Origin of the sequence: Phycobacter azelaicus (assembly GCF_014884385.1) — a bacterium.
GTDB lineage: Bacteria > Pseudomonadota > Alphaproteobacteria > Rhodobacterales > Rhodobacteraceae > Phycobacter > Phycobacter azelaicus.
This window is the reverse complement of the sequence record NZ_WKFH01000003.1, coordinates 1,980,653-2,003,356: the sequence shown is the minus strand read 5'-3', so window position 1 is coordinate 2,003,356 and position 22,704 is coordinate 1,980,653. Positions and strand designations below refer to the sequence as shown.

19 protein-coding genes are annotated in these 22,704 nt (G+C 62.6%); 3 read left to right on the top strand and 16 right to left on the bottom strand.

The genetic code is table 11. The features are described 5' to 3' along the window. Positions 1 to 9 precede the first annotated feature (9 nt). The 4 genes from phnE (INS80_RS10760) to phnC all read right to left on the bottom strand — a co-directional run bounded on the left by phnE (INS80_RS10760) (position 10) and on the right by phnC (position 4,209). Positions 10 to 1,407, bottom strand: a complete 1,398-nt coding sequence (phnE, locus tag INS80_RS10760; protein ID WP_192965637.1) for a phosphonate ABC transporter, permease protein PhnE — start codon at positions 1,405 to 1,407, stop codon at positions 10 to 12. After that, complete coding sequence (gene phnE, locus INS80_RS10755; protein WP_192965636.1) at positions 1,404 to 2,285, bottom strand: phosphonate ABC transporter, permease protein PhnE; 882 nt, start codon at positions 2,283 to 2,285, stop codon at positions 1,404 to 1,406. Before phnE (INS80_RS10755) ends, phnE (INS80_RS10760) begins: the two co-directional genes overlap by 4 nt. A gap of 131 nt (positions 2,286 to 2,416) precedes the next feature. Continuing rightward, positions 2,417 to 3,319 (bottom strand): phosphonate ABC transporter substrate-binding protein, encoded by a 903-nt coding sequence (phnD, locus tag INS80_RS10750; RefSeq protein ID WP_192965635.1) that lies wholly within the window; start codon positions 3,317 to 3,319, stop codon positions 2,417 to 2,419. 65 nt (positions 3,320 to 3,384) lie between these two features. Continuing rightward, the gene (phnC, locus tag INS80_RS10745; protein WP_192965634.1) at positions 3,385 to 4,209 is read right to left on the bottom strand and encodes a phosphonate ABC transporter ATP-binding protein; all 825 of its coding nucleotides are present in this window, start codon (positions 4,207 to 4,209) and stop codon (positions 3,385 to 3,387) included. Between the two features lie 250 nt (positions 4,210 to 4,459). Between phnC and rpe the strand changes: the two genes are divergently transcribed. Further along, entirely contained in the window at positions 4,460 to 5,149 is a 690-nt protein-coding gene (gene rpe / locus INS80_RS10740) for a ribulose-phosphate 3-epimerase (protein ID WP_192965633.1), read from the top strand. 345 nt (positions 5,150 to 5,494) lie between these two features. Here rpe and INS80_RS10735 read toward each other — a convergent pair whose 3' ends face one another. From INS80_RS10735 to INS80_RS10680, 12 genes are all read right to left on the bottom strand, one after another. Continuing rightward, on the bottom strand, positions 5,495 to 6,988 hold the full coding sequence (locus INS80_RS10735) for a class I adenylate-forming enzyme family protein (RefSeq protein WP_192965632.1): 1,494 nt from the start codon (positions 6,986 to 6,988) through the stop codon (positions 5,495 to 5,497). Positions 6,989 to 7,034: 46 nt separating this feature from the next. Then, positions 7,035 to 7,814 carry an oxepin-CoA hydrolase, alternative type gene (locus INS80_RS10730; RefSeq protein WP_192965631.1) on the bottom strand — a complete coding sequence of 260 codons (780 nt, stop codon included), beginning with the start codon at positions 7,812 to 7,814 and terminating at the stop codon, positions 7,035 to 7,037. Then, on the bottom strand, positions 7,811 to 8,233 hold the full coding sequence (locus tag INS80_RS10725) for a PaaI family thioesterase (protein WP_439650939.1): 423 nt from the start codon (positions 8,231 to 8,233) through the stop codon (positions 7,811 to 7,813). Before INS80_RS10725 ends, INS80_RS10730 begins: the two co-directional genes overlap by 4 nt. Further along, on the bottom strand, positions 8,214 to 9,347 hold the full coding sequence (locus tag INS80_RS10720; protein ID WP_192965629.1) for an acyl-CoA dehydrogenase family protein: 1,134 nt from the start codon (positions 9,345 to 9,347) through the stop codon (positions 8,214 to 8,216). Before INS80_RS10720 ends, INS80_RS10725 begins: the two co-directional genes overlap by 20 nt. Beyond that, positions 9,344 to 10,543 (bottom strand): acyl-CoA dehydrogenase family protein, encoded by a 1,200-nt coding sequence (locus INS80_RS10715; protein WP_192965628.1) that lies wholly within the window; start codon positions 10,541 to 10,543, stop codon positions 9,344 to 9,346. The genes INS80_RS10720 and INS80_RS10715 overlap by 4 nt, the downstream gene beginning before the upstream one ends. A gap of 117 nt (positions 10,544 to 10,660) precedes the next feature. Next, positions 10,661 to 11,836, bottom strand: coding sequence for an acetyl-CoA C-acyltransferase (locus INS80_RS10710; RefSeq protein WP_192965627.1), 1,176 nt, complete (start codon positions 11,834 to 11,836; stop codon positions 10,661 to 10,663). 1 nt (position 11,837) lies between these two features. Then, on the bottom strand, positions 11,838 to 13,931 hold the full coding sequence (locus tag INS80_RS10705; protein WP_192965626.1) for a 3-hydroxyacyl-CoA dehydrogenase NAD-binding domain-containing protein: 2,094 nt from the start codon (positions 13,929 to 13,931) through the stop codon (positions 11,838 to 11,840). Positions 13,932 to 14,320: 389 nt separating this feature from the next. Next, positions 14,321 to 15,553, bottom strand: a complete 1,233-nt coding sequence (locus INS80_RS10700) for a Tm-1-like ATP-binding domain-containing protein (RefSeq protein WP_192965625.1) — start codon at positions 15,551 to 15,553, stop codon at positions 14,321 to 14,323. 14 nt (positions 15,554 to 15,567) lie between these two features. Continuing rightward, positions 15,568 to 17,010 (bottom strand): aldehyde dehydrogenase family protein, encoded by a 1,443-nt coding sequence (locus INS80_RS10695; protein ID WP_369411440.1) that lies wholly within the window; start codon positions 17,008 to 17,010, stop codon positions 15,568 to 15,570. Then, positions 16,917 to 18,536: a tripartite tricarboxylate transporter permease gene (locus INS80_RS10690; protein WP_369411392.1), complete on the bottom strand. Its 1,620-nt coding sequence runs from the start codon at positions 18,534 to 18,536 to the stop codon at positions 16,917 to 16,919. The genes INS80_RS10695 and INS80_RS10690 overlap by 94 nt, the downstream gene beginning before the upstream one ends. Before the next feature lie 24 nt (positions 18,537 to 18,560). Further along, positions 18,561 to 19,091 (bottom strand): tripartite tricarboxylate transporter TctB family protein, encoded by a 531-nt coding sequence (locus INS80_RS10685; RefSeq protein WP_192965623.1) that lies wholly within the window; start codon positions 19,089 to 19,091, stop codon positions 18,561 to 18,563. Positions 19,092 to 19,164: 73 nt separating this feature from the next. Beyond that, entirely contained in the window at positions 19,165 to 20,109 is a 945-nt protein-coding gene (locus INS80_RS10680) for a tripartite tricarboxylate transporter substrate-binding protein (RefSeq protein WP_192965622.1), read from the bottom strand. A 178-nt stretch (positions 20,110 to 20,287) separates the two neighbouring features. Between INS80_RS10680 and INS80_RS10675 the strand changes: the two genes are divergently transcribed. Further along, complete coding sequence (locus tag INS80_RS10675) at positions 20,288 to 21,067, top strand: IclR family transcriptional regulator (RefSeq protein ID WP_192965621.1); 780 nt, start codon at positions 20,288 to 20,290, stop codon at positions 21,065 to 21,067. Between the two features lie 78 nt (positions 21,068 to 21,145). Next, positions 21,146 to 22,501: an aspartate aminotransferase family protein gene (locus INS80_RS10670; RefSeq protein ID WP_192965620.1), complete on the top strand. Its 1,356-nt coding sequence runs from the start codon at positions 21,146 to 21,148 to the stop codon at positions 22,499 to 22,501. Positions 22,502 to 22,704: the final 203 nt, after the last annotated feature.

Below are 22,704 nucleotides of genomic sequence, written 5' to 3'. Positions count from 1 at the left end.
TTTTGAGGGTCAGGGCAGCACGAAAGGCATATTGCGCAGGGGCGGCTTCTTGGCGGTCTTGCGGCGCGGCTTGCCGCGGTCGCCCTGGATCAGGCGGCGGCGCAGCAGGCCAGAGAACCAGTCCATCACCATCACCATCAGGATCACCAGCACGATGTAGTAGGCCACCTCTTCCCAGTCCTTCTGGGTGATGATCGCCTGGGTCAGCAACAAGCCGATACCACCGCCGGTGATGGCGCCAATGATCGTCGCGCTGCGAGTGTTGGATTCAAGGAAGTAGAGCAGCTGCGACAGAAGCACCGGTGTCACCTGCGGGATCACGCCAAAACGGTAGCGCTGGATCGGTTTGGCGCCGGTGGAGGCGACGCCCTCGATCTGTTTCTCGTCCACATTCTCCAGCGCTTCGGAGAAAATCTTGCCGAAGGTGCCGGTGTCCGTCACCAGGATCGCCAGCGCGCCGGTCAAGGGGCCTGGACCAAAGGCGCGCGCCAGCACAACCGTCCAGATCAAGCTGTCCACCCCGCGCACGAAATCGAACAGGCGGCGGGTGGCGAACCGCAAGGTGCGGATCGGCATGAAGTTGCGGGTTGCAAGGAAGGCCAGCGGCAGCGCCACGATCCCCGCGCCGATGGTGCCGAGGAAGGCCATCAGCAGCGTCTCCCCGATGGCCCAGGCCACGTCCTGATGGCGCCACATCTTGTTGGTCCAGAAATCGTTGAAGATCGCGCCTGCCTCGCCTTGGAAGGCTTTTTCCAAGAGCGCAAGCGGGCCAAGGCCGTGATAGGGGCTGTCGAGGGTGAAGAAGAACAGCTCCCAGCCCATGAAATAGCGGAACACTTCGGCGCGGTTACGGGTCACGGTCAGACGGCCTGCCTCGGTCTTGATCGCAAGGCGGTTCTTTGAGGAACTGATCCACTCCGGCACATCACCCGCAGGCAATTCCGCCTGCACACCGGCGCTGCGCGACGGCGTTGCGCGCACGGTGCCATAGCCGGGAATGTCGTATTCAATCGTCTCGGGGCCAAAGCGCACGATGTGACCGTTTTCCAGGTCAATGACAGTAGTCTCACCCAAGGTAACCCATTCGGGCGCCTCGCCTTCGGGGTAGCTGCCTTTGCGTTCCCCTTCGATGGCGACCGAGACCGAGGCATCGCGGTTGTCGCGGGTCACATGGGTCTTGTAGCTGTAGCTGTCGCTGACCAAGGTGCGCGCATTTTCCAAGCTGGCGCGGTCGTAAAGGCCCGCGACATCAAAGGCAAAGAAGACATAGACCATATAGGCCAGCACGATCAGCGGCGCGGCGAAGGCCAGGATCTTTTTGGTGCGGAAGAGGTTTTCCATATCCTGCTTCAGCGCGGCGGCATTGCCGCCCAGACCCGCGCCCGGGTTCACATCAAGGGTGGTCATGGCTTGGCTCCATTGATCAGCCGGTCGCGCAGCTTGCCAGAGATCTGGTCGACCACGACGATTGTGACAAAAAGCAGGATGAAGATGGCGGCGGCCTCGTCATAGCGGCCCTTGCCCCAGGACATGGCGTTCTTCAGCTCGTAGCCGATACCGCCCGCACCGACAAAGCCGAGAATGGCAGAGGCGCGAATGTTGATTTCAAACCGCAAGAGCGCGTAGCTCACGTAGTTCGGCCCCACTTGCGGGATCACCCCCAGCCACATGCGTTGTGCCCAGGTGGCACCCACCGACGAAAGACCTTCGATCGGCTTCAGGGAGGCGTTCTCGTTCACTTCGGAAAACAGCTTGCCAAGGGCCCCAGCCGTATGGATCGCAATGGCGATCATCGCAGGCACCGGGCCACCGCCCAAAAGGAAGATCAGCACCAGAGCGATCACGATTTCGGGGATGGCGCGGCATATGTCCATCACCCGGCGAAACAGCGGGATCAGCGACGGCCAAAGCGCCATGCCCCGCGTTGCCAAAAGGGAAAACAGCGTGCCGAAGATGGCGCCGATCAGGGTCGAGGCCGCGGCGATATTCAGCGTCTCCACCAGCGCCGGGAAGAAGTGCATCACATGGCCGGGCAGTTGCGCGGCCTTCTCGACCGCTTCGCTCAGTACCTCGGCCGGATAGTCGAAAATGCGCGTGAACCCGTCGGCAAAGGAGCCCGCATTGCGGTCATCTGCGGTGCGGAAGCCCGCGACCATCATGGCAATGAAGACGATCAGAAGGATCGACCCATAAAGGCGCTTGCGCCGCGTGAGGTCCACATATTGGGCGCGGATCGCCTCTGTCGTGGAGGCGCCGGAAGGCGGGGCCGCTGTCAGATCTGCCATGAGGATGTCCTGAGGGTATCGTGATGTTCGTATGGGCTCTGACGGTTTGGCAAAATGGCACAAGGCCAGCCTGCATCAGAGGAATACGGGGCCCGGCACAAAGACCGGACCCCGCCGCGTTGGTCCTGAAATTAGTTGGACTTCAATTTGCGTGCTTCGATGATCACTTCGTAGGCGTCATGGGTGATCGGCATGAAGCCTTTGGCTTCACCCGCGGCCACGCCGTAGAAGCAATCTGCATCCATGGACTTCAGGCTTGCCATCAGGCCGGTCATCTTGACCTTGACGCTTTCAGGCAGGTCCTTGCGCAGAACAACAGGGCCTTCCGGGATCGGCTTGGACTGCCAGATCTGAACCAGGTCGTTCATGTCCACGAGACCCGCGTCAACTGCCTTGCGCAGGGCGCCGGAATTGAAACCGTCTTCCCAGTTGCCCAGACCGTCGGCCCAGGTCACACCGGCATCGATGTCACCGTTTGCAACCGCAACGATGGTCTGCTCGTGACCGCCGGTGAACTTGACTTCACCAAAGTAGGCGCCGGATTCCATGGTGGAACCGGTGGCCTGCGGGATCTCGATGGAGGGGATCAGGTACCCGGAGGTGGAGTTCGGGTCACCAAAACCAAAGACCTTGCCCTTGACGTCTTCCAGTGCCGCGATGCCGCTGTCCTTGCGGGCAAAACCAACCGAGTAGTAGCCGTAGCCGCCGTCGGTGTTCACTTTCACCAGGATCGGCTCAACCGCTTCGGCGTCAGACAGATAGGTCTTGGCGTAGCCGGAAGCGCCCAGCCAGGCCATGTCGATGGTGCCGCCCAGAAGGCCCTGGATCACGCCGTTGTAGTCGGCGGGAGCGAACAGCTTGGTTTCAACACCCAGCAGCTCTTCGGTCTTGGCGCGCAGGCACTCGTTGTTGTTCAGACGGTCCTGGGCGTTTTCACCGCCAAGGATACCGATGCGGAACTCTTGAATGTCCTCGGCCATGACCGGGGTGGTCAGGGCAGTGGTCATCAGGGCGGCAGCAATCAGTTTTTTCATCTCTAGGTCACTCCGGTTTGGTTGGCCCAAAGCGTCGTGCTTTGGGGGGATGAAAAGGGTGGAATTCACAGCGCGGCGGCTTCGGCCTCGCGGATGGGATCGTCGGCGCGCTCAAGCGTTTCGATTTCGGTAGAGGTGGCCGCCTCGGAGAATTCGGCGCCTGCGCCATAGATCTCGCGGGCGACGCCGGTGGTCAGCTGTTCTGGCAACCCGTCAAAGACGATACGCCCGTCGCGCATCCCCACCACCCGGTCGCAATAGCGGCGCGCGGTATCGAGCGTATGAAGGTTGGCGATCACGGTGCGCCCGTCTTCCTCGTGGATGCGGCGCAGCGCCTCCATCACGGTTTGCGCGTTCATCGGGTCGAGCGAGGCAATGGGTTCGTCCGCCAGGATGATCTTAGGATCCTGCATCAGGGCACGGGCAATCGCGACGCGCTGCTGTTGACCGCCCGACAGAGCCTCGGCGCGCTTGGCCGCATGTTCGGCAATGCCGAGACGATCCAGGATATCGATGGCACGATGGATGTCTTCCATCGGGTAGAGGTTGAACATGGTCGCCAGCGCCGAGCGGCGGTTGAGCGTACCATGGAGCACGTTCGACACCACATCCATGCGCGGCACCAGATTGAACTGCTGAAAGATCATCGCGCAATCGGACTGCCAGGCGCGCTTTTCGCGCCCTTTGAGCTTGGTCACGTCGCGCCCTTCGAACAGAATCCGGCCTTCGCTTGCATCACCCAGGCGATTGATCATGCGCAGCAGCGTGGATTTGCCTGCCCCCGAGCGACCAATAATGCCGATCATGCAAGGCTTGTCGATGTCCAGCGTCGCGGTATCCACCGCAGTCTTGTCGCCAAAGCGTTTGGTGAGTTTGTCAATGCGCAGCACAATCGGCCCCCGTTCGTTTCCGGGACTGCCTAAAGACGCTCCTCAAACCATTTGTGTAAAAGGGGTGAATTATTTGTAACGTACAGACCCGAGGGCCGCGCGCACGTCACAGGTCCGTCACATGCGTGCATATATCTTTCGCAGCGTTCTGAAGTGCCGGAAAGTCGCGAATGGACAATCTGCCCCTGTGCAGAAGGCCAAAGCCGGTTTATACGGCCCCCAAACCCCTATCCGGAAGGAAGCACAGCAGATGTCCTTTGATCGCAACGTGAAGATCGCGCCCTCCATCCTTTCCGCCGACTTCGCCAACTTCGGCAAGGAAATCCAGGCCATCGAGGCCGAAGGCGCAGACTGGGTGCATGTGGATGTGATGGATGGTCATTTCGTCCCCAACCTCACCTTTGGACCGATGGCGGTGAAGGCCTTCCGCCCGCATGTTAAAACCGTGATGGACGTGCACCTGATGATCGCGCCGGTGGATCCATATATCGAAGCCTATGCCGATGCGGGCGCCGATGTGCTGACCGCCCATGTGGAGGCCGGACCCCATATCCACAGAACGTTGCAGGCCATTCGCGCATCGGGCATGAAGGCGGGTGTCGCGCTCAACCCCGGCACCCCGGCCGAGGCGGTGGCGCATCTTCTGGATCTAACCGACCTCATCTGCGTGATGACGGTGAACCCCGGCTTTGGCGGGCAGAAGTTCATCGACATGACCGGCAAGATCAGCGCCCTGCGCCAGATGATCGGCGACCGCCCGGTACACATTGAGATCGACGGCGGCGTCGATCCAACCACCGCCCCCAAGGTGCGCGCTGCGGGCGCCGATGTGCTGGTGGCCGGCTCGGCCGTCTTCAAAGGCGGCTCAGTCGACAACCCGGGCGTCTACGGCACCAACATCCGCGCCATCCGCGCGGCGGCCGAAGGCACCTGGACCTGAGGCAGCCGGGAACTCCCGCCCGTCGGCAGACAATCAAAGATTGCCCACTTCCCGTTGGGCCCAGCACCGCGCCAAAGGCGCGCTGCTGAAGCGCCCCGCTCACATGTCGCTTTCATAGGGGAGATTCGGGTCAAGGGCCGCAAAGCGGCCGCGCCCATGGCGCGGTTCACCCTTGAGGCGACTCTCCCCAATCCAGAAACTGAATATCGCGCGTTCAGGGCAGACCTGCCCCTGAACCGCTTCTCAGCAGCCCCCTTCCGCGCCGCGCCAGCGGCGCCACGCCCAACCCCGAACAAGGTCTGCGCAAGCAGGCCGCCCATTCGGGGGCGGGAGCCTGCCCGATGGCTAGCTGATGCGATCCGCAAAGGTGCTCAGCAGCTTGTGTTTCAGGATCTTGCCGGTCGGCGCCGCAGGCAGTGCCTCCACCGGGATAATCCGCGCGGGGCATTTGTATCCGGCAAGCTGGCCGCGCACGAAATCCCCCAGTTCCGTCAGATCCGGCGCATCGTCCGGTGCCACCTGCACAAAGGCCAGCACCTCTTCGTCACCGCTGACCCGGCGCCCCACCACTGCGGACTGAACCACCTGCGGATGGGCATTGAGCGCAGCCTCTACCTCCGGCGGGAAGACATTGAAACCGCCATGGATAATCAGCTCTTTCGAGCGCCCTTCGATATGCAGGAACCCGCGCGCGTCCAGGCGCCCCATGTCCCCGGTGTGCATCCAGCCCTCTGCGTCCAGCACCTTGGCCGTTTCCTCGGGATTGCGATAATACCCCAGCATGATGTTCGGCCCGCGCGTCAGCACCTCGCCCAACCCATCGCCGCCCCCCGGCACGGTTTCATCGATCCGCACCTCGACCTCCGGCAAAGGCGGACCGGTAGAGATATCAGGATCGCCAAGCTGGCTGTTCTTTGTTGCGCAAACGCCAGCGGTCGTTTCTGTCATGCCATAGCCGTTCTGCAGCGCCACGCCGTAAAAAGCTTCCGCCTTTCGCTTCCAATCTGGGTCCAGCGGAGCAGCACCGGAGGAGACATACTGCAAGGCATCGCTGCCAAGGCGATCGAGACCTTGTTCCTTGGCATATTGCATCACCAGAGCGTGCATCTGCGGCACGGCGGACAGGCGGGTCACCCCGGCCCGCAGCGCCTCATAGAGTTTCGCCGCCGAGAACCGCGCCTCAAGGCGTACGGCTGCCCCGGCAAAAAGCGCCGCGGTCATCACCGATGCCAGACCAAAAACATGGGTCAAGGGCAGAACACCGTAGATGATATCCCCTGGGCCCATATCGCGCAGCTCTGCCGAAGACTTGCCGCCAAAGAGCACATTGCCATGGGTCAGCATCACGCCCTTGGGATCGCCGGTTGTGCCGGTGGTGTAAAGCAGAACCGCAACCTCAGCCGGTGCATCCGGATTCGAAGGATACGACGCCGCAATATGCAGGCTGCCAAAAGAACCCGTGATCTCTGACGCCTCCATCCGTGCGGCATGCGCCGCCGCCTCGGAGGAGATCGCAGAGGTGAACAGCGTCGTCGCAGGGCGGGCATGAGTCAGGATCCGGTCCACCTCGCCCGCGCTCATGCGAGCATTGACGGGCACGGCAATGGCGCCAACGGTCGAGGCTCCAAGCATGGCCGCGACGGCAGCGCAGCAGTTTTCCGAGAGAACCATGACCCGGTCGCGGGGCTGCACGCCCGATGCCTTCAGATGGCTGGCCACGTCCTCCACGGCTCTGGAAAGATCCGCAAAGCTCCAAGCTGCACCACCACTGTCGGCAAAGGCCGGAGCCTCAGCCCGCAGCCTGACCTGTTCGGCCAATAAATCGTGCCAGTAGTCCATCGCCTTCTCCTCCCAAATCCGGCGCGCCCATGTCATGCGGGCGGCATCAGTCGCTGAACTGAGGCGCTCTTTTTTCAAGAAAGGCCGCAATCCCCTCACCTGCCTCGGGGCCACCTGCGGCGCGGGCCATGGCGGCGCATTCATCGTCAAGCTGCGCCGCTTCGCTGGCGTCATAGGCATTGGAGACCAGCTTTCGGATCGTGCCTTGTGCCTCGCGTGGACCCTGCGCCAGTGCATCAGCCAGCACATGAGCCGTGCTCAGGACCCGCTGCGGGGCCACCACCTGATTGACCGCGCCAAGGGCCGCCAGTCGACCCGCCGTCACCGGACGCGCCAAAAGGCACATCTCCATCGCCAAGGGGCGCGGCAGCATCCGCGCAAGCGAGGCGGTCAGCCCGCCATCTGGCACCAGTCCCGCCTTAACATAGGCCGCCGTGAACTTTGCCCCGTAAGAAGCGACGATGAGATCCGCCGCCAAAGCCAGCGAAACTCCCGCCCCCGCTGCGCCGCCCTCGACAGCGGCGATCACTGGCACCGGGCAATCCCGGATACCGCGGATCAGATCATGCAGGTTGTTGACCTTGGCGCGGCGTTCTTCCTCGCTCAGGGAGCGCCGGTCAATGATCACATTGAGATCCCCGCCCGCGCAGAAAAAACCACCCTCCGAGGTCAGCAGCACGGCACGAATACGTGACTGTTTTGCCAGTTCAAGCGCAGCTGCGATGGCGTCATAGAGGTCCTGCGACAGGGCGCCCCGACGCGTCGGGTTCATGTTCACGACCACGGCGCGGTCGCCCAGATCGTCCATCCGTGCAAGTTGGCTCATTTGCGTATCCTCTTGAAAATTCCGTTGGCCGTGGCCAGAAGCCGACCCTCGTCATCAAACAATTCACCCTGAATATAGGCGATGGATTTGCCGCCCCCCGTGGGCCGCGCGCGGGCGGTGATCGTGCCGCCGCGCACCGCTGCCACATAAGACAGGTTCAAAGACACGGTCACCAGATCGGCGTGGTTTTCAGGATCAAAGAACTGCGACGCCGTATTGCCGCAAACCACATCCAGAACCGTGGCCACCATCCCGCCATGAAGTATGCCGTGGCGGTTGAGGTGTTTTGGCTCCAGCTCCAAGGTCACTGTGCAGGAGCCGTCCCGCCCGTCGATCTCGGTCCGGTAGCCAACCATCTCTTGGCAACCGGGATCCTCGATCAGGCGGATCTCGCCCCTATCACGCGGCGCTGAGGTCAAGGAAACGCTCCAGCTGGGTGTCCGCATCGCCGAAACGGTGCTCGGCCATGACAATCCGCTTGGCGATATGCGCGAGCTCGTATTCCTGCGTCATGGCAATGCCACCATGCATCTGGATCGAATCCTCGGCCACAAGGCGCCCGGCCCGACCAATCAGGTTGCGCGCCGCCGCGATGTTGAGATCGCGCAGGCGGGCGTCGCCCTCAAGATGCCCAGCGGCGTTGATCACCGCCGAGCGCGCCTGTTCCAGCTCGATCAGCAGTTCGGCAACCCGGTGCTGCAGCGCCTGAAACGTGCCGATGGGGCGGCCGAACTGGGTGCGGGTCAGCAGGTACTGGCGGGTGAGTTCCGTCGCGGTCTCCATCGCACCCAGGGTTTCGGCGGCCAAGGCCACTTCGGCGCGCGCCAGAACGTCCGCGATGGCCGCATAGGCACCGCCCGCAGCACCAAGACGCGCAGTCGCTGGAAGGCGCACACCATCCAGATCCACCTCTGCGGCACGACCACCGGCCAAAAGCGCGTAACCGCGCAGCGACAGGCCCGTCGCATCGCGCGGCACCAGGAAGAGGGAAATCCCATCCGTCGCATCCACCGCGCCGCTTTCGCGGGCCGAGACGATCAGATGGTCGGCGGCTTCAGCGTTGACCACAACCGCCTTTTGACCTTTGAGGATGATCTCTGCGCCCTCAACGGTCGCCGTGGTTTCGACGCGCGATGTTTCATAGCGACTGGTCGGCTCACCATGGGCAAAGGCCAGTTGCACTGCGCCGCCAATGACTTCTTCCACCAGCTCCTTTTGGCTGTCATCGCCAAGCGCCGCGATCAGCCCACCGCCCAACAGAGCCGTATCCAGAAGCGGCTCGACCACGCCCGCGCGGCCCAACTCCTCGAACACGGTAGAAATGTCGAAGCCTGCGCCACCAAAGCCGCCGTCCTCTTCGGAAAACAGCGCTCCGATGACGCCCAGCTCTGCCAGTTGGCCCCAGATGTCGGCGGAATAGCCCGCTTCGCTTTCGAGGATCTCGTTGCGTACCGAGGTCGTGTAGCGGTCAGACAGGAAACGGCGCAGGCTGTCCTGCAGCATCTGCCGCTCTTCGGTCAGGTCGAAATTCATGCCCGGCCTCCCATTTTCACTTTTGCGATGATGTTCTTCTGGATCTCGTTGGAGCCGCCAAAGATCGACAGTTTGCGGTTGTTGAAATACTGCGCGGCAACAGGGGCAGTACCTTCGGGGCCGATTGGCGGCTCATTGCCGCCCTCGACCGCTTCGGAGGCAAAGGGCATCGCGTAGACGCCCGCGGCGCGGCGTGCCAGATCATTGATTTCCTGGCGGATTTCCGTCCCCTTCACCTTCAGCATCGAGCTTTCGACGCCCGGCGCCTGCCCCGAGGCAGCGGCCGAGATGATCCGAAGATTGGTGGTGGACATGGCCATCAGATCGATTTCCGCCTGGGCCACGCGGGCCGCGAAATAGGGGTTCTCGATCAGGGGCCGACCCTTGTGCATCTGGCTGCGCGCAAGGCGTTTCACGGTCTCAAGACCCGCCTGGCTAAAGCCGACTCCGGCGATATTGGTGCGCTCGTGCGTAAGCAGATACTTGGCGTAGGTCCAGCCCTTGTTTTCTTCGCCCACCAGGTTTTCGACCGGGACCTTCACGTCGGTGAACCAGACTTCATTCACTTCGTGGGTGCCATCCAGAAGGATGATCGGGCGCACTTCGATACCGGGTGTATCCATATCGATCAGAAGGAAAGAAATCCCCTCCTGCTGCTTGGCATCCGGGTCGGTGCGCACAAGGCAGAAGATCCAGTTGGCATATTGGCCGAGGGTGGTCCAGGTCTTCTGGCCATTGACGATATAGTGGTCCCCCTCGCGCACGGCCTTTGTCTTGAGGCTGGCAAGGTCCGATCCCGCGCCCGGCTCAGAATAGCCCTGGCACCACCAGTGCTCCCCGTTGAGGATCTTCGGCAGGTAATAGTCTTGCTGCTCCTTGGAGCCAAACTTCTGCAGCACAGGAGCCAGCATCGAAAGGCCAAAGGGTACGATGCGCGGCGCATGGGCACGGCAGCATTCTTCCTCAAAGATATGACGCTGAACGGCGTTCCAGCCGCAGCCGCCAAACTCCTTGGGCCAGTTCGGTGCCAGCCAGCCCTGCTCGTTCAGGATGGCATGCCAGCGGTCATGGCCTTCCTTGCCAAGCCCGCGCCCTTCGCGCACGGCATCCGACATTTCCTTGGGCAGTTTTTCCTCCAGGAAGCTGCGCACTTCCTGGCGAAAGGCCTGCTCTTCTGCGGTGTAGCTCAGATCCATTTCTCTCTCTCCTCGTGGCCCGTGGGCGGGGGCATCTGTACGGCCCCCTTGGGGCCGGACAGCGCCCGAAGGTCCCTCGATGGGGCCGCCGGGCGCCGCCTGTTTTCAAGTTGCGGTTCAGTAGATTTCGAACAGGCCGGCCGCGCCCATGCCGCCGCCGACACACATGGTGACAACGCCCAGCTTGGCGCCGCGCCGCTTGCCTTCGCGCAGGATGTGGCCGGTCATGCGGGCGCCGGTCATGCCGAAGGGATGCCCGATGGCGATCGAGCCACCGTTGACGTTGCATTTCTCGTCATCGATCCCCAGCCGGTCGCGGCAATAAAGCGCCTGGCTGGCAAAAGCCTCGTTCAGCTCCCATAGATCGATGTCATCGACCTTGAGCCCGTGACGCTCCAGAAGGCGCGGAACCGCAAAGACCGGACCGATGCCCATCTCGTCGGGCTCACAGCCGGCGACGCAGAAGCCCTTGAAGGCGCCCATGGCCTCAAGTCCGCGTTTCTCGGCCTCCTTGGCCTCCATCAGAACAACAGCGGCGGCCCCATCGGACAGCTGGCTGGCGTTGCCCGCGGTGATGTAGTTGCCCGCACCGCGCACCGGCTCAAGGCTGGCCAGCCCGTCCAGCGTGGTGGAGGGGCGGTTGCATTCATCCCGATCCACCAGCGCCTCTTTCATGGAAATCTCGCCGGTTTCCTTGTCCTTCACAGCCATGGTGGTGGTGACGGGGATGATCTCGTCCTTGAACAGTCCCGCCTCCTGCGCGGCAGCGATACGCTGCTGGCTGCGCAGACCGTAGGCGTCCTGATCCTCGCGGCTGATACCATAGCGCTCGGCGACGATATCGGCGGTTTCGATCATGGTCATATAGACGGCGGGCTTGTGCTCTTTCAGCCAAGCCTCATGGGCCGCGCGCGCCTTGGGCTGCACCATCGAGATGCTTTCCACCCCGCCCGCAACCATCGGGCCGGCCCCTTCGCAGATGATCTGCTGCGCGGCCAGCGCGATGGTCTGCAAACCGGACGAGCAAAAGCGGTTCACGGTCATGCCGGATGCGGTGACCGGCAGGCCTGCCCGCAGGGCGATCTGGCGCGCAATATTGGCACCTGTTTCGCCCTCGGGGGCGCCGCAGCCCATGATGCAGTCTTCCACTTCTGCGCCTTCGATCCCGGCGCGGGCCACAGCCGCCTCGACGGCCGCGCCACCCATGGTCGCGCCATGGGTCATGTTGAAGGATCCCCTGAAGGATTTCGCCAGCCCGGTGCGGGCGGCAGAGACGATAACGACTTCTTTCATATCAGCTGTTTTCCTTGTTCAGATCGTCAAATGTGCGCCCTTCGGCCACCAGCCGCTCCAGCAAAGGCGCGGGCTGCCAGAAGAAGTCGTCTTCCTCGGCGTAGGATTTGATGTTGGCCAGAAGCGTATCCAGCCCCTGCATATCGGCCCATTTCAGAGGCCCGCCGCGATAGCGCGGGAATCCGTAGCCAAAGAGCAGCGTCATATCGACGTCGAGCGGACGGCGCGCGATGCCCTCGCCCACCACCTTGGCGGCTTCATTGACCATGGCCGCCATATAGCGGGTCACGATCTCCTCATCCGAGAACTCTTTCGGGGTGATACCCTTCTCGGCGCGCTCGGCCTCGATCAGTTCGGTGACCTCGGGGTTCGGGGTGCCGCCACGCTTTCCGGCCTCGTAGACGTAATAACCCTTGCCGGTCTTCTGGCCAAAGTTGCCCGCCTCGCAGATCTTGTCCATGTAGCTGCTGTCGCGCTCGCGCGGGTCCATGCCCTCGGCGCGCTTGCGCTTGCGCACGGCCCAGCCGATGTCGAGACCGGCAAGGTCCGCCACCGCAAAGGGCCCCATGGCAAAGCCGAAATCGGTCAGCGCCTTGTCGATCTGATAGGGCGATGCGCCATCCAGCACCATGTGATCGGCGGCCTTGCGATAGGTGGCAAGGATCCGGTTGCCGATGAAACCGTCGCAGACACCGGCCCGCACCGAGATCTTCTTCAGCCGCTTGCCGAGCTCAAAGCCGGTGGCCACCACGTCAAGCGCAGTCTTGTCGGCGACGACGATCTCCAAAAGCTTCATCACATGCGCCGGAGAGAAGAAGTGCAGCCCGATCACATCCTCGGGGCGCGAGGTGCTGGCGGCGATCTCGTTCACATCCAGGTAGGAGGTGTTGGAGGCGAGGATCGCGCCTTTCTTGCAGACCGCGTCCAGCTTGCCAAAGACCTCTTTCTTGACGCCCATCTCTTCGAAGACAGCTTCGATCACCAGATCCACATCGCTGAGCGCGTCGTAATCGGTGGCCAGCGTCAGCGCCTCACCAGTCAGGTGGTCGAACTGCTCCTGGCTGATCTTGCCGCGCTTCAACGCGCCCTGCAGATTGCCAGAGATGCGGCCCTTGGCGGCCTCGGCGGCCTCTGGGGTCATTTCCAGCATGACAACCGGCAGACCGGAGAGCAGCGCCGCCGTGGCAATGCCCGCCCCCATTGTGCCACCGCCGATAACGCCAAGGCTGTTCACCGCGCGCGGCTCGACGCCTTTCAGTTCCGGCAGCTTGCTGACCGCCCGCTCCGAGAAGAAGGCATGGATCATGCCTTGACGCTGGTCCGTGCCCATCAGCTCCATAAAGAGTTCCCGCTCACGCTTCATGCCTTCGTCAAAGGGCAACTCGCAGCAGGCCTGGATGCCACGGATCGCAACCGCAGGCGCCAGAAGGCCACGGCCCTTTTTCAGAACGCTTTCGTAAAGCGCATCGAAATCAACCGCTTCGGGGGCAGGCATTTCGCTGATCGCACGGCGCGGGGCGCCCTGATCCAGCAGCTCTTGCGCGTAAGCAAGACCAATCTCGCGCGGCTCCCCGTCTTCTATGCGATCCAGAATGCCGAGGCTCAAAGCTTCCTTGGCACCGACCTGACGGCCCGAGGTGATCACGTCGACCGAAGCGTCAATGCCAATCAGTCGCGGCAAACGCTGTGTGCCACCGGCCCCCGGCATGACACCGATCAGCACTTCGGGCAAGCCGACCCGGGCGGACGGAACCGCAATGCGGTAATGAGAACCCAGGGCGATCTCAAGACCACCGCCTAGCGCGGTGCCATGCAGGGCAGAAACCACCAAAAGCGGCGAAGCTTCGATCCGGGTGCAGACATCGGGCAGGAAGGGACCCTGCGGCGGCTTGCCGAACTCGCGGATATCGGCGCCGGCGAAATAGGTACGGCCCTCACCGTAGATCAGAACCGCCTTGGCGCCTTCCGATTCGGCGCGCTCGATGCCGTCGACCAGCCCTTGGCGCACATCCAGGCCCAGCGCATTCACCGGCGGATTCTGCGCCTTGAGGACCGCAATATCCCCGACGCGTTCATATCCAATGGCTTGTGTCATTCGTTTTTCCTCTCCTTGGCGGGGCTTTGGGACGCGGCCCGCAAAGCACCCTTTTCCCGTGGGGATCTAGCCACGCTCCCCCCACCTGCGCCAAGAGCTCACTGCACAACTCATGCGAAAACCCGGCGTCATTTTTGAAGCCCAAGATGTTCGGCTCCGGGGGTGGGAGTCAATCCCTGTTTTACTATGCGGAACTATGTTCCACTAATTTGACAGCACCCTATGCCCGCCCCCCTGGCTTGGCAAGCAATATCATTGCGCAAGGCAGGGACGGATGGCATCAAAATACCGCCACGGCCAGAATGGCCGCCCCATATGTAACAAGGGTGCCTGCATGAGCAAGCACCCCGTAACATCTCAAGCAGTATGTTGTGGAAGCAGCCGTTTCGTCAGCCGTTTGGTATCACCCCTTCCGCCACCCAGGCATCGAAAAGCTCCAACACCTTGTCCGAGAATTCCGGATCGTTGATGTGGCACTCAAGCCTGTGCAACTGGGCGGTGTCAGGGCAGGCGGCGGTCATTTCTTCGGAAAAGGCGGCCAATCCTTCGGTATCATGGAGATCGGCGCCGGGGCGGTCCCATTCGTTGCAGCCGCCAGTGGGCAGCAGCACCGCGACCGGCCCCTTGGCCTGCCCCAGCTTGTCGCAGATTGTGCGGGCGACAAGGCGGCGCTCGTCTGCATCGAGTACGGCAGAGGTCAAAAGCCGGTTGTGCGCATGGGCCGGGCGACCTTGCAGCTGCGGCGGGGTGTCCTGCCAGCCGACAAAATCCACCAGATCATAGCACCCCGGCGCGACCAGTTGCGGCGTGCCTGAACGTCCCGCGTTGGTCATCCGGTCGGCCCCCGCAGACAGCCCGCCAAAAAGGTGGTTCGAAACCTCCTGCGGAGCGAAATCCATCACTGCGGCAAAAGCACCTTCGGCAGCAAGGCTCTCAAAAGCGCGCCCGCCCATGCCGGTGGCGTGAAAAACGGCAACCTCATAGCCACGTTCTTCAAGCGCCGGTTTCAGGCTGACCATGTAACGCAGCACCGTCTTGCCAAAGGACGTCATGCCGATGAGGGGCCGGTCGCGTTTGGGTGGCTCGACGGCGCATGCTGCTCCCAAGACCGCACCCGCCGCCTGGCTGAGCGCCGCCTTGCAGACCGAGTTCAGCCCATAAAGCCCCCCGGCCCAGAGGATCATCTGCACATCCGCCGCGATCCGCTCGGGCGGCATCAGCGGCGAGAAGGATACGGTGGAAACGATGTATTTCGGCACGCCCACCGGCAACGCCCCGCAAAGGTCCAGCGCCAGATCGGTACCCATGGTGCCGCCCAGCACAATCACCCCGTCGATGGCCCCCGCGCGGTACAGCTCTAGGGCTTTGGCCGCCGCACCCTGCGCCATGATCTGCATCGCGGTGTTTTCATCACCGCTGTCGATGGCAGCCTGGATCGAACTACCGCCCGCCTCCGCTACCTGATGCTTGCTGATGTCGGTCGGCTGGCTAGGGTCGCCCAGAACGCTCACGTCCATGGTCAGAACGCCGCCACCCTGCCCCCGGATCACATCGGCAAGATAGGCAAGCTCGGCATCCTTGGTGTCATAGGTGCCTGCAATCAGGATGGTCTTGTCGGGCATAGGGTGTCCTTCCGTCAGAGTTGGATCCAGGCGGTTTTCAGATCCACATATTTGTCGAGCGCATGGAGCGATTTGTCATGGCCGTTGCCGGACTGGCCAACGCCGCCAAGGGGCACTGTGTTGTCGGCGCCGCCATAGGTGTTCACATGGACAACACCTGCGCGGATGCCCGCCACCATGCGATGCGCGCGGGACAGGTTCGCCGTCCACACCCCCGAGGCAAGGCCAAACTCGGTGGCATTGGCAAGGCGCAGTGCCTCTTCTTCAGTCTTGAACGGCGTGACCGACAGGACCGGGCCAAAGACCTCTTTCTGGAACAGACTGTGACCTTGGGCGACACCGGTCACAATGGTGGGCGCCATATAGGTGCCGCCGGTCTCTTCTAGTATGCGGTTGCCGCCGGTCACGATCTCTCCGCCCTCGGCCCGCGCCATGTCCATGAACGCGAGGTTCCGGCTGAGCTGATCTTCGGAGTTCACCGCGCCGATATTGTTACTCAGGTCGAGCGGATCACCGACGCGCAAGGCTTCGGCCTCTTCCACCATCATAGCCACGAACTCATCATGGATGGCCTCTTCCACCAAAAGGCGCGATCCCGCGACGCAGACCTGCCCCGAATTGCGGAAAATCCCGGCGGCCGAGACCTTGGCCGCATGGCGCAGATCGGGAGCATCGGCAAAGACGATATTGGGAGATTTGCCGCCCAGCTCCAGATAGCAGCGTTTGAGGTTGGAGCGGGCCGACGCTTCCAAGAGCTTGCGCCCCGTCACGCCAGATCCGGTAAAGGCCAGGACATCCACATCCATGGCTTCGGCCAGCGCCGCGCCCGTTTCCGCGCCCGTTCCGGTCACGACATTCAGCACCCCATCGGGCAGGCCGCAGTCTGCGCAGATCTCGGCCAGTCGCAACAAGGAGAGCGATGCGGTTTCCGCCGGTTTCAGCACCACGGAATTGCCCATCGCCAGCGCAGGCGCCAGTTTCCACGCCCCGATCATCAAGGGGAAGTTCCACGGCACGATGGCGCCCACGACCCCCACCGGCGCACGGTGTACGAGGCCCAGCACATCGGGGGCGGTGGGCGCAACCTCTCCGGCAATCTTGTCCAGCGCCTCGGCATAATAACGGAAGGTGCCCGCCGCCGATCCCGGCTCGGCCTTCAGGGCCATGCCCATCTCGGTGCCATTGTCACGCACGCCCAGAACGGCCAGCGTCAGCGCCTCGGCCTCGATCCTGTCAGCGATCTTATGCAGCACCTTCTTGCGGGACGCAGGCGCCAGACGCGACCAGCGGCCATCTTCGAATGCTGCGCGAGCCGCGGCCACGGCGCGCTCCACATCCGCCTTTGACGCGCCCTCAAGGGTGGTCAGAACAGATCCGTCAATCGGCGAAGTAACTTCGCATGGCGTGCCCGTACCTGCTTGCCACGATCCTTCAAGAAAGAGTTTTTGCGGCGCCACATCAGCCCGCCGAAGCTCATTGATGAGGTTTTGGTCTGCCATTCGGCCTCCTTCAGTTCCTTGCGGTCGCGCATGACGCGAATGATGTGCAGCGCAAGGACCAGTATGATGATAGAAAACAGGATGAACGCCACGGGGCGGTCGATGAAGTCAAAGGGGGTTTTGACCCGCGCCATGGCGGCGCGCAGCTTCACCTCCATGATACCGCCCAGAACCATGCCAAGGATGATCGGCACCGCAGGCAGCGACAGGCGTTTCAGCACATAACCCACCAGCCCAAAGGCCGCCGCCATCACGCAGTCGGTGGCGGAGTTGCGCAAGGAATAGACCCCCACAAAGCTGAGCGTCAGGATACAGACGCCAAGGAAGCGGTTGGGGATCCGCACCACTTGGATCAGGCTGCGCGTTGCAAACAGCAAGAACACCAGCACGAGGACATTGAGAACCAACAGCGCCAGATACAGCGCCACGACGAAATCCATGTCGTTCTGGAACAGCCCCGGCCCCGGCACCACGTTATGGACGTAAAAGACGCTGAGCATCATTGCCGTCAGCGCTTCGCCCGGAATGCCAAGCGCCAGAAGTGGCACCATGGCGGCGGCGGGCACAGCGTTATTGGCGGTCTCGGCGGCGATCAGCCCTTCCGACGATCCGCGCCCGAAATCCTGGGGGCGTTTCGAGCTCTTCTGAGCGTAAGTGTAGGACATGAACTGCGCGGTGAATTCACCGACGCCGGGGATCATCCCCATCACCACGCCAAAACCGGCAGACACCGAGGCAACACGGGGGTGGCGCGACAGCTCGCGCAAGCCCTGGAACATGCCACCGCGCAACCGGGTGAGGCGGATCTTTTCGTCCTCGTCGGTCAGCAGAACAAAAGCCTGAGAGATCGCGAACAGCCCCAGCACCACCACGATCAGATTGATGCCGCCGCCCAGGAAATCCTGCCCGAAGGTGTATCGCTGGGTGTATTTCACCGGCTCCATACCGATGGTGTTGAGGAAGATGCCAAAGCACGCCAGCGCCCCCGCAATCAGCGCCTGCCCGCGGTGGGCCACCACCACCAGGATCAAACCCAGCAGCGCCGCCAGAAAGATCTCGCGGCTGCCGAACATCGGCGCCACCTTGGCCAGCACCGGTGCAAAAAGGATCAGACAGATCACCGAGAAGACCCCGCCAAAGAAGCTGGCGGAATAGGCAAGGCTGAGGGCGCGGCGTGGCTCTCCGCGCGCGGTCATTGGGTAGCCGTCATAGGTGGTCAGCGCATTGACGGCGGTGCCGGGCGTGTTGATCAGGATTGCCGGGATCGCCCCCCCGTACATCGACGAGCCATAGATCCCCAGAAGCACCGTGAGGCCGACGATGGGATCCATCGAGAATGTCGCGGGCAGCAGGATCGCAATCGCCACCGCCGGTCCGACCCCGGGAATGGCACCGATCAAGACGCCGCCCACCGACCCTGCCAGCAAGGCCAGCGCCACGTCCCAGCGCATCAGGATCTCGATTGCAGAAAGGATAAGGTCCATCAGGGATCCCGTCGAATTGAAGGCCTAGAGGTAGAGAATGGCAAAACTGCGCAAGGGACCCGGCAGGTATTCATAGAGCAGCGCGCCCGGAATGCGCACCGACAAGAGACCCTTGAAGACCAGCACCACCACAACGGCAAAGGCCACGCTTATCCACAGCATCCGCGGGCTGCGATAGCCCATGCGCCACGTGAGTAGCGGCACGAACACCAGCGTCACCGGCAGGTAGCCAACAATGGGCACCAACAGGACATAGCCCATGAACCAAAGGACATACTCCAGCGCCTGGCCCCAGCGGCGCGCCTCCCAGCCGTCATGGCGCGTCACCCGCCGCCAGGGCAGCCGGTAGAGATGCAAGCCCCCGAGCAGCACCATGCCGCCAAGCGCCACGCCGGGCCAGAAGCGGGGCTGGGCAAAGAACTTGGTCTTTTTCACCCAAGCGGTCTGATCCCCGATCAGCGCCAGCAGCAGCGCCGATAGCCCGACAAGGGCCAGCGCAAAGATCAGCTGCCCGCGCCGGGGTCCGGGGAAACGGCGTTCGCGTTCTGTGGTCATTGGGAGGGATCTTTTTGTCGCGCGGAAACAAAAGAACGGGACGCCCGAAGGCGCCCCGATCCGGGAGGAGGCGTTATTCGAGGATGGAACCGATGCGATCCATAGTCTCGATGTCATTGGCCACGCGGGCGGCACTGTCATCGGCACCTTGCCAGTAGACCAGCGCGCCGGTTTCCTTGGCGACGGCCTGGGCGCGTTCGCTCATCACGGTATTCTCGGCCACCGCGATGATCTTGTCGCGCACGTCCTGCGGCGTGTCCTTGGTCACGAAGAGACCGTTCCACAGCGCGATATTGAGGCTTTCGTCCAGCTCACCAATCGCAGGGGCATCGGGCACCAGCGGGATGCGTTCATCGGTGATGGAGACCAGCACCTTCACATCATCAAGGCAAGGCAGGATCAGCTGCAGCGTGGTGTTGATCACATCCGCATCGCCCGAGGCCAGCGTGTTACAATCAAGCGCGTCAAAAGCCGCGTCAGAGCCCCACTCGAACCCTGCGTTCTTGGCAAAGGCCTTGGTCACCTGGGTCGGGGTCAGCACATCGCCGAAATGGCCCAGCGCCACATCGTTCTCTTTGGCGTAGGCAGCCAGTTCCTCCATCGAGGAATAGGGCGCATCGCCCGAGGTCGCGATCACGAAAGGATAGGTCAGGAAGATGCCAAGCGGGTCGAACTTTGCCGGGGTCAGCGGCGGGATGTCGATCTGGTGGCCGACAACCGGCACGCCGATCACGAAAGAGCCGATCGTGTAGCCATCAGCGGGCGCATTGGCGACCTCAATCGCGCCCGGGAAGGGACCGCCGCCGCCGCCGGGCTTGTTCACCACGGCTGCCGCAACGCCATATTCCGCCTGGAAGTCCTCGGCGATCATCCGCGTCAGCACATCCTCCAGATCACCCGGAGGCCAGGGCACAATAAAGTTCACCGGCTTTTCCGGATACTCGGCCTGGGCAGAGGCGGCGCTAAGGCCAAGGGCGGCGGCTGCCGCTGCGCCTTTGACGATGGTGGTCAGTTTCATTGCAAGTCTCCCGGTTGCTGTCAGTTGGGGTCGGCTTATTATTGGTTCATTATTCGAACCGTTGGTTTGAATTTAGATTGACAGCCTCCCCGGTTATCTGTCAACAAATTTGAAAGGCCGAGGCGGAAATTCCTTGGCCTTGCCTGATCACACAGCATTTACGGGATCGCCGCGCCACATGGGTACAGTCTCCAAAGCCTTGTCATTGCTGACATATTTCAACCATGGCCGAACCGAGATCGGGCTCAGCGACCTCACGCGCCTGTCGGGGATGAACAAGGCGACCGTTTATCGGCTGATGGGCGAGTTGCAGGAATCAGGCTTTGTCGAACAGGCAGATGGGGACCGCTCCTACCGGCTGGGGCCGCAAGTTCTGCGCCTTGCCGCCCTGCGCGAAGCTGCTGTTCCGATCCTGTCGGTGTCACGCCGGGTGCTGAAGGATCTGAGCGAGGAAACCGGCGAGACCACGCACCTGTCGCTGGTGCAGGGCAGTCAGCTCAACTCGCTCAGCCATGCCTATTCGCCGCGCCATGCCACCCGCGTAATGATGGAGGACGCCGAGGTTCTGACCTATCACGGCACCGCCTCCGGCCTTGCGGTGCTGGCCTTTGCCGAAGCCGATTTTGTCGATGCCATTCTTGCGGGTCCGCTGCACAGCCACACCGCCGCCACCGTCACCGATCCGCAGACGATCCGCACCCATCTTCGCGAGGTTCGAAAAGTCGGCATGGCGCAATCGGTCGGCGGGTTCGAGGCTGAGGTACACTCCCACGCGGTACCGGTCTTTGGGCCAGACGCCAAAGTCATCGGCGCGCTGGCCGTGGCTGCGCCGGTGTCGCGTATGACAAAAGACCAGGCCGCGCTGATCCCCGAAGCCCTGCGCCGCGCGGGCCAGACCCTGACCCACCGCATCGGAGGCGCCGCACCAGCCGATTACCCCAGCGAGGCCGCCGCATGAGCCTGCCAAAGCCGACACCCGCTTTTCGCCCTTCCCCCTTGCCCGCCTTCAATGGCGCTGCAGCCAGGAGCTGATTTCATGAAAGATTCCAACTACCTCAAGGAACATAACGCCAAATCCCTGTGGCACCCGATGGCGCATCCCGCCGACAGCCTTGCCAATCCGCCTACAATCGTGACTGGCGCGTCTGGCGTGCGGATCCGGGACGTGGACGGGCATGAGGTTGTCGATGCGGTCGGGGGCCTGTGGAACGTGAACCTCGGCTTTTCCTGTCAGCCGGTGAAGGATGCCATCGCCGCTCAGCTGGACGTACTGCCCTATTATTCGACCTTCCGCGGCACCACCAACGATCAGGTGATCCAGCTGGCCGAAGAACTGAAGGACTTCTTCGCGCCCGATGGCCTGTCCCGCGCCTTTTTCACCTCTGGCGGCTCGGACTCGGTGGAAACCGCCCTGCGGCTGGCCCGCCAGTACCACAAGATCCGCGGTCATGAGGGGCGCAGCAAGTTCCTCAGCCTCAAGAAGGGTTATCACGGCACCCATATGGGCGGCGCCTCGGTCAACGGGAACGCCAATTTCCGTACCCAGTACGAACCGCTGCTGCCCGGCTGCCACCACATCCCGGCGCCCTATACCTATCGCAACCCCTTCAATGAAACGAACCCCGAGCGTCTGGCCCAGCTTTGTCTGCAGGCGCTGGAGGATGAGATCGCCTTTCAGGGCGCAGGCACCATCGCCGCCTTCATCATGGAACCGATCCTGGGCGCGGGCGGCGTGATCCCGCCACACGAAAGCTTCATGCCCGGTGTGCGCAAGATCTGCTCCAAACACGGGATCCTCCTGATCGCGGATGAGGTGATCACCGCCTTTGGACGCACTGGATCCTGGAGTGGCTCGCGCCACTGGGGGGTTCAGCCCGACCTGATGTGCACGGCCAAGGCGATAACCAATGGCTATTTCCCCTTCGGCGCCGTGATGATTTCAGATGCAGTTGCTGAGGTGTTCGAAGACGACGAGACCGGAAAGGCCGCCATCGGCCACGGCTACACATATTCCGGCCACCCTGTAGGGGCTGCGGCGGCACTTGCCTGCCTTTCGGAGACCAAGCGCCTCAATGTGCCGAAAAACGCTGCACAGCGCGGGACGGAGCTGCATCAGGGCCTTTTGGCCCTGAAGGACAAGTACGGCCTGATTGGCGATGTGCGCGGCGGCCACGGGCTGATGTGCGCGCTGGAGCTGGTGGGCGATCACGTCAGCAAGACCCCGATCGACAAGAAGACCATCGGTGTCCTGCAGGAGACTGCCTATCGCGAGGGCGCCATGGTGCGCGTCTCTGGCCCCAACATCATTCTGTCCCCGCCGCTGGTACTGGACAGCTCGGATGTAGAAGTGATCCTCTCAGCTCTCGATGCAGGATTTGCCGCGACAAGCTGACTTTTCTGCAGCGCGCGGGCGCCTGTGCAGGGCCCTTGGTCCTGCACAGGCCACCAGATACCATGGCGGGCCCGAAGCGCATGCGCTTCGGGCTCGCGCCTTTCGGCGGCGCCGCTGACGCGGCGCGGCATCGCAATATGGTAAGAAAGCAGCTATCGCTGAGGGCAAGGTTTGTGTCAGGCAGGAAGACGTTGAACCCGCAA